Origin of the sequence: Flavobacterium gelatinilyticum (genome assembly GCF_027111295.1) — a bacterium.
GTDB lineage: Bacteria > Bacteroidota > Bacteroidia > Flavobacteriales > Flavobacteriaceae > Flavobacterium > Flavobacterium gelatinilyticum.
Window position 1 is genome coordinate 1740507 of record NZ_CP114287.1, and the last position, 13174, is coordinate 1753680.

At 34.7% G+C, this 13174-nt stretch carries 13 protein-coding genes; 9 read left to right on the forward strand and 4 right to left on the reverse strand.

Translation table 11 applies throughout. The annotated features are described in order from the left end of the window. The 5 genes from OZP11_RS07485 to purU all read left to right on the forward strand — a co-directional run bounded on the left by OZP11_RS07485 (position 1) and on the right by purU (position 4476). Positions 1 to 1566 carry a L,D-transpeptidase family protein gene (locus tag OZP11_RS07485; RefSeq protein ID WP_281234600.1) on the forward strand — a complete coding sequence of 522 codons (1566 nt, stop codon included), beginning with the start codon at positions 1 to 3 and terminating at the stop codon, positions 1564 to 1566. 183 nt (positions 1567 to 1749) lie between these two features. Further along, positions 1750 to 2115: a hypothetical protein gene (locus OZP11_RS07490; protein ID WP_281234601.1), complete on the forward strand. Its 366-nt coding sequence runs from the start codon at positions 1750 to 1752 to the stop codon at positions 2113 to 2115. A gap of 86 nt (positions 2116 to 2201) precedes the next feature. Next, positions 2202 to 2627, forward strand: coding sequence for a cytochrome c oxidase assembly factor Coa1 family protein (locus tag OZP11_RS07495; protein ID WP_281234602.1), 426 nt, complete (start codon positions 2202 to 2204; stop codon positions 2625 to 2627). A gap of 190 nt (positions 2628 to 2817) precedes the next feature. Next, a complete protein-coding gene (locus OZP11_RS07500) occupies positions 2818 to 3525 on the forward strand; it encodes a DUF4197 domain-containing protein (protein ID WP_281234603.1) in 708 nt (235 codons plus the stop codon). 96 nt (positions 3526 to 3621) lie between these two features. After that, positions 3622 to 4476 carry a formyltetrahydrofolate deformylase gene (purU, locus tag OZP11_RS07505; protein ID WP_281234604.1) on the forward strand — a complete coding sequence of 285 codons (855 nt, stop codon included), beginning with the start codon at positions 3622 to 3624 and terminating at the stop codon, positions 4474 to 4476. A 134-nt stretch (positions 4477 to 4610) separates the two neighbouring features. On the opposite strand, the gene OZP11_RS07510 is transcribed toward purU, so the two are convergent. From OZP11_RS07510 to OZP11_RS07525, 4 genes are all read right to left on the reverse strand, one after another. Continuing rightward, positions 4611 to 6104 carry a catalase gene (locus OZP11_RS07510; protein ID WP_281234605.1) on the reverse strand — a complete coding sequence of 498 codons (1494 nt, stop codon included), beginning with the start codon at positions 6102 to 6104 and terminating at the stop codon, positions 4611 to 4613. Positions 6105 to 6948: 844 nt separating this feature from the next. Next, positions 6949 to 7749, reverse strand: a complete 801-nt coding sequence (locus tag OZP11_RS07515) for an ABC transporter substrate-binding protein (protein WP_281234606.1) — start codon at positions 7747 to 7749, stop codon at positions 6949 to 6951. A 184-nt stretch (positions 7750 to 7933) separates the two neighbouring features. After that, on the reverse strand, positions 7934 to 8761 hold the full coding sequence (gene pyrF, locus OZP11_RS07520) for an orotidine-5'-phosphate decarboxylase (protein ID WP_281234607.1): 828 nt from the start codon (positions 8759 to 8761) through the stop codon (positions 7934 to 7936). Positions 8762 to 8874: 113 nt separating this feature from the next. After that, the gene (locus OZP11_RS07525) at positions 8875 to 11058 is read right to left on the reverse strand and encodes a DUF5723 family protein (RefSeq protein ID WP_281234608.1); all 2184 of its coding nucleotides are present in this window, start codon (positions 11056 to 11058) and stop codon (positions 8875 to 8877) included. Positions 11059 to 11222: 164 nt separating this feature from the next. Here OZP11_RS07525 and OZP11_RS07530 point away from each other — a divergent pair, with 164 nt between their 5' ends. The 4 genes from OZP11_RS07530 (at position 11223) to OZP11_RS07545 (ending at position 13173) form a co-directional block, all read left to right on the forward strand. Then, positions 11223 to 11696: a Dps family protein gene (locus tag OZP11_RS07530; RefSeq protein ID WP_281234609.1), complete on the forward strand. Its 474-nt coding sequence runs from the start codon at positions 11223 to 11225 to the stop codon at positions 11694 to 11696. A 105-nt stretch (positions 11697 to 11801) separates the two neighbouring features. Next, the gene (locus tag OZP11_RS07535) at positions 11802 to 11987 is read left to right on the forward strand and encodes a CsbD family protein (RefSeq protein WP_035648981.1); all 186 of its coding nucleotides are present in this window, start codon (positions 11802 to 11804) and stop codon (positions 11985 to 11987) included. Between the two features lie 163 nt (positions 11988 to 12150). Beyond that, a complete protein-coding gene (locus OZP11_RS07540) occupies positions 12151 to 12702 on the forward strand; it encodes a helix-turn-helix domain-containing protein (RefSeq protein WP_281234610.1) in 552 nt (183 codons plus the stop codon). A 21-nt stretch (positions 12703 to 12723) separates the two neighbouring features. Beyond that, on the forward strand, positions 12724 to 13173 hold the full coding sequence (locus OZP11_RS07545) for a response regulator (protein WP_281234611.1): 450 nt from the start codon (positions 12724 to 12726) through the stop codon (positions 13171 to 13173). Position 13174 lies beyond the last annotated feature (1 nt).

The window sequence follows — 13174 nt, forward strand, 5'->3', positions numbered from 1 at the left end:
ATGAGAACATTTTATTCATTCACCGTAATTTTAGGTTTGAGTTTTTTTGTATTTTCTTTTAACAGAATTGACAATAAAAATTTATATAAAAAGACATCAAACACCCCAGCATTACACACTAATTCAAAAGATTCAGAAAGTGATAATGTAAAAAAAGAAAATATTTCTAATGACTTCTTCAAGAGATATTCTGATTTAAAAAAGTATAAATCTGATGTAATGTCATTATATAAAAACCGATCTCTGGGAAGTATTTGGTATGACGAGGACGAGATCAACGAATTTGGCAGCATATTATATGAAAAAGCCAAAAAAACAAACGATCTGGTTATTCCGTATCAAAAAGAAATAGATCAGTTATTCGATATGTCATCAGAAAACAATCTCTCAAAAACAGATGCTGACATGCTTTTAAGTTCTTTATATGTTGTATATACCAAAAAAAGCAATTCAGACAAGAAAAAATTATCTTATGATGCCATGCTGAAAGATTTTCTGAACTATAGTACTATTGAGGAAGCCAGCGCAAAACATGACGAAAATGAAGTTCTTTATGATCAGTATTACAAACTGGAAGACGTTCTGAAAAAATACAAAAAGCTTGAAAAATCGAGCAAATGGAAACCTATCGTAACCGAAATGCCTTATAAAGAGTTACGTCCGGATGCTGTTTCGAGTACAATTGCACAAGTTAGAACCCGTTTGTACTTATTAGGAGATTTAAAACAAGATTCTAAAAGTGATTTTTATGATCGTGAACTGATGGATGCCGTAATGAAATACAAAGTTCGTAATGGTTTTAAACCAAATTATATTTTGGCAGAAGAACACATTAAAGAAATGAATATTCCGGTATCAGACAAAGTAAAAACTCTGATGCTTAACATGGAAAGAATTCGTGCTATTTCGCCTCAATTGGTTAATAATGATGAATTTGTACTGGTAAACGTGCCATCGTTTGAATTAATTTATGTTAAAAACGGAAAAATCGAGTTAACATCGAGTGTATTCGTAGGTTCTCCGTTAACAAAAACGACTATTTTTAACGGCGAAATCGACCGAATCGTTTTCAGCCCTTACTGGACTGTACCGCAGAGCATTGTACAAAACGAATTAAGATCTAAAATCGCTGCAGATCCAAATTATCTTGCTGAAAAAAATATGGAAATCGTAAACGGACAAGTAAGACAAAAACCGGGTCCGGGGAACTCTTTAGGATTGGTAAAATTCATGTTTCCAAATGCTGATGATATTTACATGCACGATACGCCGTCTAAAACTTTATTCGATTTCGAAAAAAGAACTTTCAGCCATGGATGCATCAATGTAAAAATGGCAAAAGAATTGGCCGCAGCCATGCTGAAAGATTATCCTGAATGGACTCAGGAAAAAATAGACAAAGCAATGGCAGGAAAAGTAGAAAACAGTTTTAAACTTTCTAAAAAAGTGCCTATTTACATTACGTATTTTACATCGCTTGTAAATGAAAACGGAGAAATTGGTTTCTTTCAGGATGTATATGAAAAAGATGCTGATTTAACAGAAAAATCGCTTACAGTGAATTAAAATTCATTCGGAAAAATTAAACTACCGGAAACTCATTCAACTGGGTTTCCGGTTTTTTTTTTGCAGAAGAAAAAAAGCTCCTAAAATAATAGTTTAATAACTTATAAGTCTTAAATAAAATTCAGAATCGTCTGAACTTTGCAATTCGCAATACCACTGATTTTTAATTTAAAGATTATTAAAATGAAAACAAATAATACCGAAGGACTGTCTCTTTTTGAAATTAATATGCTTATACAGCAGGGAGGAAAATTTGTAATGTTTCCGTATTTATCAGAACTGCTTAAAAAAATAAAAACCTCAAACATTTATTTTGTCCGCCCGGATGAAAAAACATTTAAATATGCGTTGAAACATTTTTTAATGAATTTAAAATTAAGTTTTCGCAGCCCCTACGGACCTTTTTATATTATTAAATCACTTTATTTCTTCATTAAGGGTGGAAAAGATTACACCTTCAGCATACTGGAAGATCTAAACAGAAGAGACTTTTTTTATAACAAAGGTTTATATGATTTATATGATCTGACTAGTCTTGAAGAATTATAGCAAAAGATGCCCTTCTTTAGAATAATTATCCTAATTTTCAGTTACAGCTTTATATAAATTTAACTCTGGAAAATAACATACAAATTATGCAGGATTCAAATGAATTAGTAAACAATAAAAACTGGTGGGACAGAAACTGGAAATGGTTTGTTCCTACCGGATGTTTAACGCTTATTGTACTTTTTGGATTATTTATAGCAGGAATACTTTTTGGCGTTACATCGCTTATGAAAGATTCAGATGTTTATAAAGAGTCTATGGCAGCAGTTCAAAACAACAAACTGGTAATCGAGAAACTCGGAAGTCCTGTTGAACCAGACGGAATGATTTCCGGAAGCCTTAAAGTAAATAACAATAGCGGCACCTGTGATCTCGAAATCCCTATAAAAGGTCCAAAAGGAACTGCTGTTTTATTTGTCGAGGGCAAAAAAAGAGTAAAATGGAATTACAGCGAAATGTCTGTTTATCTTGAAAAAACAGATGAAGAGATTGATTTACTGCAGAGACAATAATCTTATTTCTTAACAACTTTAAAACAATAATTAAAACTCTTATTTATTTAATTTGTACGCCGCAGGTTTTATTAGAAAAAGACAGACTGATTGTGTTATTTATCAAACAAAATTCTTTCTGCTATTCAAATAAAATTGTGGCTTTATTTTTGAATAAATACTACATTTGAAACTTAAATAAAACTCCATAATGAAAAAGATTTTACTATTAGCGGTAACATTTACGCTTACTTCTTGTGCACAAGTACAACAAACTTTAAGTCAGCTTCCTCAACTTTCAAACGTTGGGACTGTAGATATCGCATCGGGATTAAAAGAAGCGCTGAATAAAGGAATTACCGATCAAGTAAGTAAATTAACTGCTGTAGATGGTTTTTACAAAAATGAAGCTGTAAAAATCCTAATGCCTCAGGAATTACAAAAAGTAGATGCTGCCCTTAGAAAAGTGGGCTTAAGTTCTCTTGCCGATGAAGGAATTAAAGTACTTAACCGTGCTGCAGAAGATGCTGTAAAAGAAGCTACTCCAATCTTTGTTTCGGCTGTAAAAAATATGTCGTTTACTGATGCTAAAAATATCCTATTAGGAAACGACAGCGCTGCCACAACCTATTTACAAGGAAGTACAACCACTGCATTATACGGAAAATTCAATCCGGTAATTAAAAGCTCTTTCGCAAAAGTAGGTGCCGATGCAGTCTGGACAAAAATCATTACAAAATACAACACGATTCCGTTAGTTAAAAAAGTAAACCCGGATTTAACAGATTATACAACAAATCAGGCTTTAGCGGGTGTTTTTAAAATGATTGCCGTAGAAGAAAAAGAAATCCGTAATAATATCAGTGCCAGAACAACGCCTTTATTAAAAAGCGTTTTCGCCATGCAGGACGGAAAATAATTTTTATAACTGCAGTATACAAAGAAACAAAACTGCAATAGTCTTTGTTTCTTTGTTACTTCGCAGCTTTGTTACTAACCTAATAAAACAACCAAAATGCAAAAAATTACCATCCTGATTCACTGTAAAGACCAAAAGGGTATTATTGCCGCAGTGACTGCTTTTATTGCCAAAGTAGAAGGAAATATCACCTACATTGATCAGCATGTTGATGTGGAACAGAATGTGTTTTTTATGCGTCTGGAATGCGAATTTGCCAATCACAGACTTACTGTAGAACAAATAAAAGCTGATTTTGACAAAACACTAGCAGCTGATTTTAATATGTCGTGGGATTTGTATAATCAGGAACAGAAACCAAAAATGGCTTTGTTTGTTTCTAAATACGATCACTGTTTATTTGATATTTTAGGAAGATACAGTGCCGGCGAACTAAACGTCGAAATCCCGGTTATCATTAGCAATCATAATGATCTAAGATCGATTGCCGAACGTTTTGATATTCCGTTTCATTGTGTGCCTTTTACAAAAGATAATAAAGAGGAAGGTGAAGCCAAACAAATTGAACTCTTAAAAAAATACGATATTAATTTTATTGTACTGGCCCGTTATATGCAGATCATTACACCAAAATTAATTGAACTTTACGAAAATAGAATTATTAATATCCATCATTCGTTTTTACCTGCTTTTCCGGGTGCGAAACCGTATCATTCGGCTTTTAAGCGCGGTGTAAAAATTATTGGCGCTACAAGTCATTACGTTACAGAAGAATTAGACGAAGGCCCGATTATCGAACAGGATATTGCCAGAGTTTCGCATATACACTCTATAGAAGATTTTATCATGAAAGGACGTGACTTAGAACGAATTGTTCTGGCAAGAGCAATAAAATTGCATTCTGAAAGAAAAACTATGGTGTACAGCAATAAAACGGTGGTTTTTTCTTAGGAAAAGGCTCAAAAGTTACAAAGCAACAAAGGGTATTGCTAAACATAAAAACCCGACAGATTTTAGAAACCTGTCGGGTTTTGTATTCTAAAACTTTGGCACTTTGTTACTTTGCACCTCTGTTCCTAAAAAAACTATCTTGCCTGAATAGACAATCTTGGGTCGTCAAAATTATTAACCTCATCCATTGTCATTCCTAATGCGTTTGCTACTCCTTCTCCGTATGCCGGATCTGCTTTGTAACAATTGCGTATATGACGCACCTGAATAAATTTCTGTGCCCCTCCTACTTGTCCGGCTGTATTTTTAAACAACAGCTGTTTTTTCTCATCTGTAAGCAAACGGAATAAAAGTCCCGGCTGTGTAAAATAATCGTTATCATCTTCTCTGAAATTGTGCGCATATGCATCGCCGTAAATTGCCAATGGCGGTTCTTTATGTTCCGGCTGATCCTGCCATTCTCCAAAACTGTTTGGTTCATAATGTTTACGTCCGCCATTGTTTCCGTCTACACGCATTGCCCCGTCTCTGTGAAATGTATTATACGGACATCTTGAAGCATTTACCGGAATCTGGTAATTGTTTACTCCTAAACGGTAACGGTGTGCATCTCCGTAAGAGAATAAACGTCCCTGCAACATTTTATCAGGAGAAAAACCAATTCCGGGCGGTACGTGAGCCGGGTTAAAAGCTGCCTGCTCTACTTCGGCAAAATAATTTTCAGGATTTTTATTCAATTCAAATTCTCCAACCGGAATTAATGGGAAATCCCCTTTTAACCAGACTTTTGTCAAATCAAACGGATGGAAACGATACGTTTTCGCCTGCTCTTCGGACATAATCTGAACGAACATTTTCCATTTCGGGAAATTTCCTTCTTCAATTGCATCAAATAAATCTCTTTGGTGGCTTTCTCTGTCTCTTCCTACCAGTAGAGCCGCTTCTTCATCAGATAAATTTTCGATTCCCTGCTGCGACACTAAATGGAATTTTACCCAGTGTCTTTCATTTTTAGCATTAATAAAGCTGAAAGTATGACTTCCAAAACCGTGCATTTCCCTGTAGGATCTTGGAATACCGCGATCGCTCATTACAATAGTCACCTGATGTAAAGCTTCAGGCAGTAAAGTCCAAAAATCCCAATTATTATCAGCACTTCTTAAATTAGTTTTTGGATCACGTTTTACGGCATGGTTTAGATCAGGGAATTTCATAGGATCTCTAAAAAAGAAAACCGGAGTATTATTTCCTACTAGGTCCCAGTTTCCTTCATTTGTATAAAATTTCATGGCAAAACCACGAATATCTCTTTCTGCATCTGCAGCACCTCTCTCTCCTGCAACGGTAGAAAATCGTACAAACATTTCCGTTTTTTTACCAATTTCTGAAAACAAATCGGCTTTAGTATATTGGGTAATATCGTGAGTTACAGTAAAGGTACCATATGCTCCTGAACCTTTGGCATGCATTCTGCGTTCCGGAATTACTTCGCGGTCAAAATGCGCCATTTTTTCTAAAAACCAAAAATCTTGTAATAATACAGGTCCGCGTGGTCCTGCTGTTTGAATATTTTGATTGTCCGGAACTGGAGTTCCTGTAGCGGTTGTTAATTTTTTGTTTGTCTCCATAATGCTGATTTTTAATGTTTTATCAAATATACAAACTTATCCTTAGGATATTAATAAACAAAATTGATTGTTATTATATTTTAATAGCCAAAAATTATTTAACGCTGCTGAAAGCTCAAAAAACAGGGTTTGCAAATCTTAACTTATGGTCAACAAAGTAATAACAAAACCTTAACAGCAATACATCCGTAATAGTCGGATCTTTGTAATGTAATAAACTGGTTATTTATTATTTTGGTTTTGGTTAGTTAAATGATGCCGGCGTCTTCGAGATGCCGGCATTCTTTTTTATAACTATTTTCGTTTCAGGTTTCAAGTTTTCTTTGTTTCAAGTTACTTTGCTTTGAACATAATTTTAAACGCAAAGTTCACAAAACTTTGTGCAAAAAACTTTGCATACATCTTAGCTAGCTTTGCGGTTAACGCTCCAACAACTTGAAACCTGAAACTTAAAACTTGATATTAACTTATATCCAACAAAGTAATAACAAGACCTTAACAGCTTATTCTTGATATATGTCGGACATTTGTAATGTAATAAACTGGTTATTTATTATTTTGGTTTTGGTTAGTTAAATAAATGCCGGCGTCTTCGAGATGCCGGCATTCTTTTTTGTTCCAATTTGTTTGAAGTTTCAAGTTTTCTTTGTTTCAAGTTGCTTTACTTTGAACATAATTTAACAGCAAAGCACGCTAAGACTTTTTTCAAGTATTGTAAATATAAACGCAAAGTTCGCAAAGCTTTGTGTAAAAAAACTTTGCGAACTTTGCGTAAATCTTAGCCTGCTTTGCGGTTAAATACGTTCCAACAAACTTGAAACCTGAAACCTGAAACAAAAGAAAACTAATTCTTCAATCTTTCGTGAAGCAATTTAAAATAAGAGAAAGCCTTTAATAATCGGCTTCCGTGCCAGGAGAACATTTCGCCGTCTACGAAGATGGTTTTGGCGTGGTGCGTAAATCTGCCAATTTCGAAGGCATCTTCTTCTTTAAAAGGATATGGTTCTGATGACAGAAAAACAATATCAGGATCGCCTTCCAGACGCATCTTTTTTAATTCTATTTCGGGATAGCGGCCTTTATCTTCGTAAATATTCTTAAAATGATTCAGTTTTAATAACTCATTTATATAGGTGTCATTTCCTGCCGCCATATAAGGATTCTTCCAGATAAAGTATGCTGCTTTTTTTACTTTAATATCCTGTATGTATTTTTTGAAATCGTTTAAAGCAAAAGCCAGCTTATCATTCCATTTTTGAGCTTCGGTACGGCAGTTGAATATTTGTCCGAAATCTGAAATCATCTGAAAGTTATCTTCAACAGACACAATATTCGTTACCCAAACCGGACAGATTGTGCTTAATTGCTCTACGATCTCGGGTGTATTTTCTTCTTTATTACAAATAATAATATCCGGTTCTAACAGTCTGATCTTTTCAAAATGGATTTTCTTTGTACCGCCCACCATTTTTTTTGTAGATTTAAAATGAAACGGATGCACGCAGAACTTCGTAATTCCAACGATTTTTTCTTCGAGACCTAAATCATATAATAATTCTGTCTGCGAAGGAACAAGCGAAATAATACGTTTTGGGGTAGTTTCAAAAGAATGAATTGTACCTAGCTGGTCTGTTAATTGTTTCATTTTGTTTTTTGTTTCAAGTTCTCTTTGTTGAAGGTTTCAAGTTTTAGATTGTGTTTTTAACCGCAAAGTTCGCAAGGATTTTTCGCAGGGTTCGCAAAGAAAAATAACTTTGCGTTCATAGCGTAAATCTTTGCGAACTTTGCGGTTAAAAAAGTATGTTCAAAGTCAAGCAAAACTTGAAACTTTAAACATGAAACTTTAAACTAATTATCTCTTCCATTTCCTGTTGTACTTTCAAAGCCTCTTCTCTTGCTTTTTCTGCAAAATCAGTTCCTTTTGACGCGTAAATAATCGCTCTGGCAGAATTTACCAAAAGCCCAACCTTATCATTCATTCCGTATTTACATACCTCAGACAAACTGCCGCCCTGCGCGCCAATTCCCGGAACCAGTAAAAAACTATCCGGAACTATTTTTCTGATTTCTGTAAAATATTCTGCTTTGGTTGCACCTACAACGTACATTAGGTTTTCGCTGTTTTTCCACGTTTTAGAGGTCTCCAGAACCTGTTTATAAAGTTCCTTTCCATTTGTTGTGAGGGTCTGAAAATCAAAAGCACCTTCGTTTGACGTTAATGCTAACATTATAGTATGTTTATTTTCGAAAGCCAGAAACGGCTCAACCGAATCTTTACCCATATAAGGCGCAACGGTTACACTGTCAAAATTCAAATCTTCAAAAAAAGCTTTGGCATACATACTTGACGTATTGCCTATATCACCACGTTTTGCATCGGCAATGGTAAAAATTTCAGGATGCTTTTCGTTGATATAATTAATCGTTTTTTGCAGCGACATCCAGCCTTTTATTCCGTATGCTTCAAAAAATGCCGTATTAGGTTTGTAGCCCACTGTTAAATCGTGTGTTGCATCGATTATTGCTTTATTAAATTCAAAAATAGGGTCTTCTGTTTCTAATAAATGAGAAGGGATTTTGTTTAGATCAGGATCTAATCCAACGCATAAAAATGATTTTTTTTGAAGAATTTGTTCGTGCAGCTGTTGTGTTGTCATAGTGTATTTTTAGTTCTTCTGTTTCAAAGAATTGATTCTTTTTAAAAAGTATGCAAAAATAAAAAAAGCCACTCAATTAAGAATGGCTTTTTAGTTTTATATTCTGCGGCGGTTTACAAATTACCTAAATACACAATTTCTGTTCTTCTGTTTTCTGCTCTTCCTGCAGCTGTTTTATTAGATTTTACAGGTTTAGAAGCTCCGTATCCGTTAGAAGTCAGGTTATCAGGATTAACTCCTTTTTCTATCAAAAGATCCATTACCATTTTGGCTCTTTCTTCAGATAATTTCTGGTTTGCTTTTGCATTTCCTACGTTATCTGTATGACCGTTAACGGCAAATTTAGCATTTGGATAGTTTTTAAGAATTTCTTTAATCGCATCAAGTCTTCCTAAAGTCGCTGTTTTTGTAGCATCGTTTAAAGTTGCTTTTCCAGTTGAAAAGAAAATAGATTTTGCTTCTACTTTTAGTTGTGCCAATGTTTCTTTGGTTACTTTAGGACAGCCTTTATTATCAGCAGGACCAGGAACTAACGGGCAGTCATCATCTTTATCCAGAACGCCGTCTTTGTCAGCATCCAGGTTTGGACAACCTTTGTTTTCTACAGGACCTGCAGCGGTTGGACATGCATCATCTTTATCTAAAACGCCGTCTCCGTCTGTATCCGGCCATGGGCATCCTTTGTTTTCTACCGGACCAAAAACTGTTGGGCAGGCATCAACGTTATCTAATAAGGTATCTCCGTCAGTATCTGTCCATGGACATCCTTTATTTTCTTTTGGGCCTTTAGTATCAGGACAGGCATCGTCTTTGTCAAAAACACCGTCTTTATCTGTATCCGGCCAAGGGCATCCGCCGTTTTCTTTAGGACCTGCTACTTTTCTGCACGCATCTTCTTTGTCAATTATACCGTCTCCGTCTGTATCTTTAAATTGTTTTTGGTAAACCGGAATTTTCATACCCAAATGAAAATCAGCTCCTTTTGATTCTTTCGAAGCCAAGTTGCTAAGCACAGAACCAGAACCTATGAAGAAAACTCCAGCACGTAAACCCGCTCCGGCCTGCATACCGCTGTATTGCATATACGTAACCGGTACATAGAAACTAAACCATCTGCTTTCGTAACGAGGCGTTAAAGTAACACGGTCAGCAATTCCGTATGCGTTTAATTTACTTTTAGAAACCATACTGATATCTCCGTTCAGGTTTAGATAGAATTTGTTGTACATATTCCAGTCAACATCGGCATGAATTGCTGTCGGCAGGTTTGCTTTTACACCTTTTGAACTTGAGGTTTTAGTATAATGTTCGTTTAAGAAATCGTATAAATCATCAGCATCGTCAATCATCTCCTGGGTAATAGTACCATTTACATTGTAAGTGTCTACTTTAGAGTTTCTGTAGTTGATAGATCCAATATCTGTAACCGATAAACCAAAACGTAATTTGTATTTGTTTAAGTCTCTGAAATTGTTATCTGATGGTCTTGCATTTCTCAGATCATATAAATCATAATCCGGTCTCCATTCGTATACAAGTCCAAAATCGAAACCAAAGCCTCGTGAACCGGAATCGAATTTATAATCGTCGTTTACTTCCCAGTCCTGGCTTGCTCCTACGGTAATTTCACCGCTTGACTGCAGCGTTCCGTTTTTAGGATCGGCTGTGTTTTCCACATAATTTACGCTTACATCTCTTCCCTGAACATAACCGTTAACACCGCCTTGTAAATATTTGGCAGTTAAACCTCCTTTTAAAAAGTGCTCGTTGTTTTGGTATAAAACGGCAGCATACGAAACACCTAACTCACCCCATGAATTAGAGGCAGCATTTGGGTTTCCTAAATTGTAAAGAAAATTATCAGACTTATCTAAACCATCTTTAACCTGATCTATCAGATAACCGTTGATTTTAGCAATGTTTGAAACCGATCTCGCTCTTGTAAAAACAGCGATGGTGTGCTTTGGCGCAATGTTGAACATGAAAGAAGGCCCCATGATGTCAAAATTCGCCAATCCGTTGTTGGCATTTTTAGGCGATACTTTCGACTGCGTGTCAAAATCGTATCCGTCTTTGTAAACGTCAAATAGTTTAACGCCGTATAAATCATTCTGAACAGAACCGCTGATGGAAAACAAATTAATATCTGTTTTAAAACGTGAATCTGCTATAGAAGCCGGGTTAAACAATACACTCTGTACTCCTGCATAATTGTCATGAAAATAACCAATATACGATTGGGCTTGTACTTTAATAGAAATAAGTAATAAAAATAAAACGGGTAATAGTTTTTTCATCTATATATCTGGGTTTTTAGTTTTTAGTTGCGGCAAAACTACATAAATAAAAGTGTATTAATGTTACGGAAACATTGAATTCATGTAACATCTTTGATTAATTATGTAAGAAAGGCTCAGAACATACTTTTTACTTTTGATATAAACCCACAAAACAAACAATTATGAGTCCAAATATCGGAATATCAACTGCAAATCTTAAGAAAAGCTCCACTATATTAGCCACGATTTTATCTAACGAAATGACTCTTTATGTAAAAACCAGAAAGTTTCACTGGAACATTTCGGGAAACAGTTTTATGGAACTTCATAAATTGTTTGAAGACCAATACAGAGTACTTGAAGCTCAAATAGATGAAGTAGCCGAAAGAATCAGCCAGCTTGGCGAGAAAACAATTGGCACAATGAAGGAGTTTATCGAAAACTCGACACTAAAAGAATCTCCAAAAGAATATGCGTCGCAAAAACACATGCTGGAAGAGCTTTTAGAAAATCATGAGCAGCTGGTAACCGAATTTAGAGACTATATCCCGGTTTTTGAAAACGAAACCAACGATGCCGGTTCTGCCGATTTTGTTACGGGATTATTGCAGGAACACGAAAAAATGGCGTGGGTTTTACGCCGTTACCAAGTGTAATGAAATGTGAATTATGCAGCGGTTTAAAAAATTAATGTAAAGAAAAAGCAAATTTTAAAATAGAACTTTACATTACTTATTAATTACAAACAAAACACAGAAATTATGAATACTACAGAAATAAAAGGAAACTGGAATGAGTTAAAAGGAAAGTTAAAGCAAAAATATGCTGAACTGACAGATGATGATTTAATGTTTGCTGAAGGTAAAGAAGACGAAATGTACGGAAAGCTTCAGCAGAAACTGGGAAAAACAAAAGAAGAATTTCATCAAATGCTGTCAGATCTCTAAAATCTTCTGACTCAATCAGGAAATACCGTCTAGTAATAAATGTATTAGACGGTATTTTTTTGAAAAGTTTAGTATTTTTATGATACTTAAAATGGTCTTAAAAAAAGATTAAACACAATAACCACGAATAATTTTTTTATCTTTAACCAAATTTTTTACAAAAATGAAACTATTTATAAAGTTCGACATTAATACCATTTGTTCACTTTATCTTAAACAAAATCTCGAGCAGCAAAATATAAATTTTACCACCCTGGGCTTTGGAGAGATAGAGATTGATGACAATCTTGATGCTGATGCACTCGAATCTTTAAAAAACAATCTTGCGCCGTGCGGGTTTGAAGTAGTTGAAAACCAAAAAAGTGTATTGGTTCAAAAAATTAAAGATGCCATTATCGAATTGGTTTTTATGGAAGACAGCAACAATTACAAAAGTTCTGTTTTTCTGGCCGAAAAACTAAATCACAGTTATGGTTATTTATCCAATGTTTTTTCGGAAGTGACCTATTCGTCTATCGAAAACTTCATTATTTTACAAAAAATTGAAAGAGCAAAACAGTTAATCATCATAAACGAAATGAGTCTGACTGAAATAGCTTTCTTATTAAATTATTCGAGTGTGGCACATTTAAGCACTCAGTTTAAAAATACGACCGGAATCACCCCGTCGGCATTTCAGAGAATAATTAAGAAACGAAGAGAAAATTTAAAATAAAAATCAAATACCACATTCAAAATGCAAAAAAACGCATTATTTATTTTACTGGCTGATGATGATGAAGATGATCGTCTATTTTTTAAGGATGCTTTTGAAGAAATCAAAATACAAACCAACGTAGAATTTGTTCACGACGGAATGCAGCTAATGGATTACCTTCTGAACCCTGACACCAAACTTCCTGATATTTTATTTCTGGATTTAAATATGCCGAAAAAAACAGGAAAAGAATGTTTGATCGAAATTAAGAAAACAGAACATCTTAAAGATATAATTATCGCCATTTACTCTACTTCATCTTCTGAAGAAGATATTGAAGATACATTTATTCAGGGCGCCAATATTTATATTAAAAAGCCAAGCGATTTCAACACGCTTAAAAAAATAATTAATGAAGTCGTGACCGTAAACTGGCACTATCATACCTCAGGGTTAAATCGTGATAATTTCTTGCTGCGACTAAAATAAA

What these genes read in the sequence shown, in the direction of transcription:
- OZP11_RS07530 (WP_281234609.1), top strand. Translation starts at nt 11,223, where the DNA reads ATGAGTCCAAATATCGGAATATCAACTGCAAATCTTAAGAAAAGCTCC.
- OZP11_RS07535 (WP_035648981.1), top strand. Translation starts at nt 11,802, where the DNA reads ATGAATACTACAGAAATAAAAGGAAACTGGAATGAGTTAAAAGGAAAG.
- OZP11_RS07525 (WP_281234608.1), bottom strand. Translation starts at nt 11,058, where the DNA reads ATGAAAAAACTATTACCCGTTTTATTTTTATTACTTATTTCTATTAAA.
- OZP11_RS07485 (WP_281234600.1), top strand. Translation starts at nt 1, where the DNA reads ATGAGAACATTTTATTCATTCACCGTAATTTTAGGTTTGAGTTTTTTT.
- pyrF (WP_281234607.1), bottom strand. Translation starts at nt 8,761, where the DNA reads ATGACAACACAACAGCTGCACGAACAAATTCTTCAAAAAAAATCATTT.
- OZP11_RS07510 (WP_281234605.1), bottom strand. Translation starts at nt 6,104, where the DNA reads ATGGAGACAAACAAAAAATTAACAACCGCTACAGGAACTCCAGTTCCG.
- OZP11_RS07515 (WP_281234606.1), bottom strand. Translation starts at nt 7,749, where the DNA reads ATGAAACAATTAACAGACCAGCTAGGTACAATTCATTCTTTTGAAACT.
- OZP11_RS07545 (WP_281234611.1), top strand. Translation starts at nt 12,724, where the DNA reads ATGCAAAAAAACGCATTATTTATTTTACTGGCTGATGATGATGAAGAT.
- purU (WP_281234604.1), top strand. Translation starts at nt 3,622, where the DNA reads ATGCAAAAAATTACCATCCTGATTCACTGTAAAGACCAAAAGGGTATT.
- OZP11_RS07490 (WP_281234601.1), top strand. Translation starts at nt 1,750, where the DNA reads ATGAAAACAAATAATACCGAAGGACTGTCTCTTTTTGAAATTAATATG.
- OZP11_RS07495 (WP_281234602.1), top strand. Translation starts at nt 2,202, where the DNA reads ATGCAGGATTCAAATGAATTAGTAAACAATAAAAACTGGTGGGACAGA.
- OZP11_RS07500 (WP_281234603.1), top strand. Translation starts at nt 2,818, where the DNA reads ATGAAAAAGATTTTACTATTAGCGGTAACATTTACGCTTACTTCTTGT.
- OZP11_RS07540 (WP_281234610.1), top strand. Translation starts at nt 12,151, where the DNA reads ATGAAACTATTTATAAAGTTCGACATTAATACCATTTGTTCACTTTAT.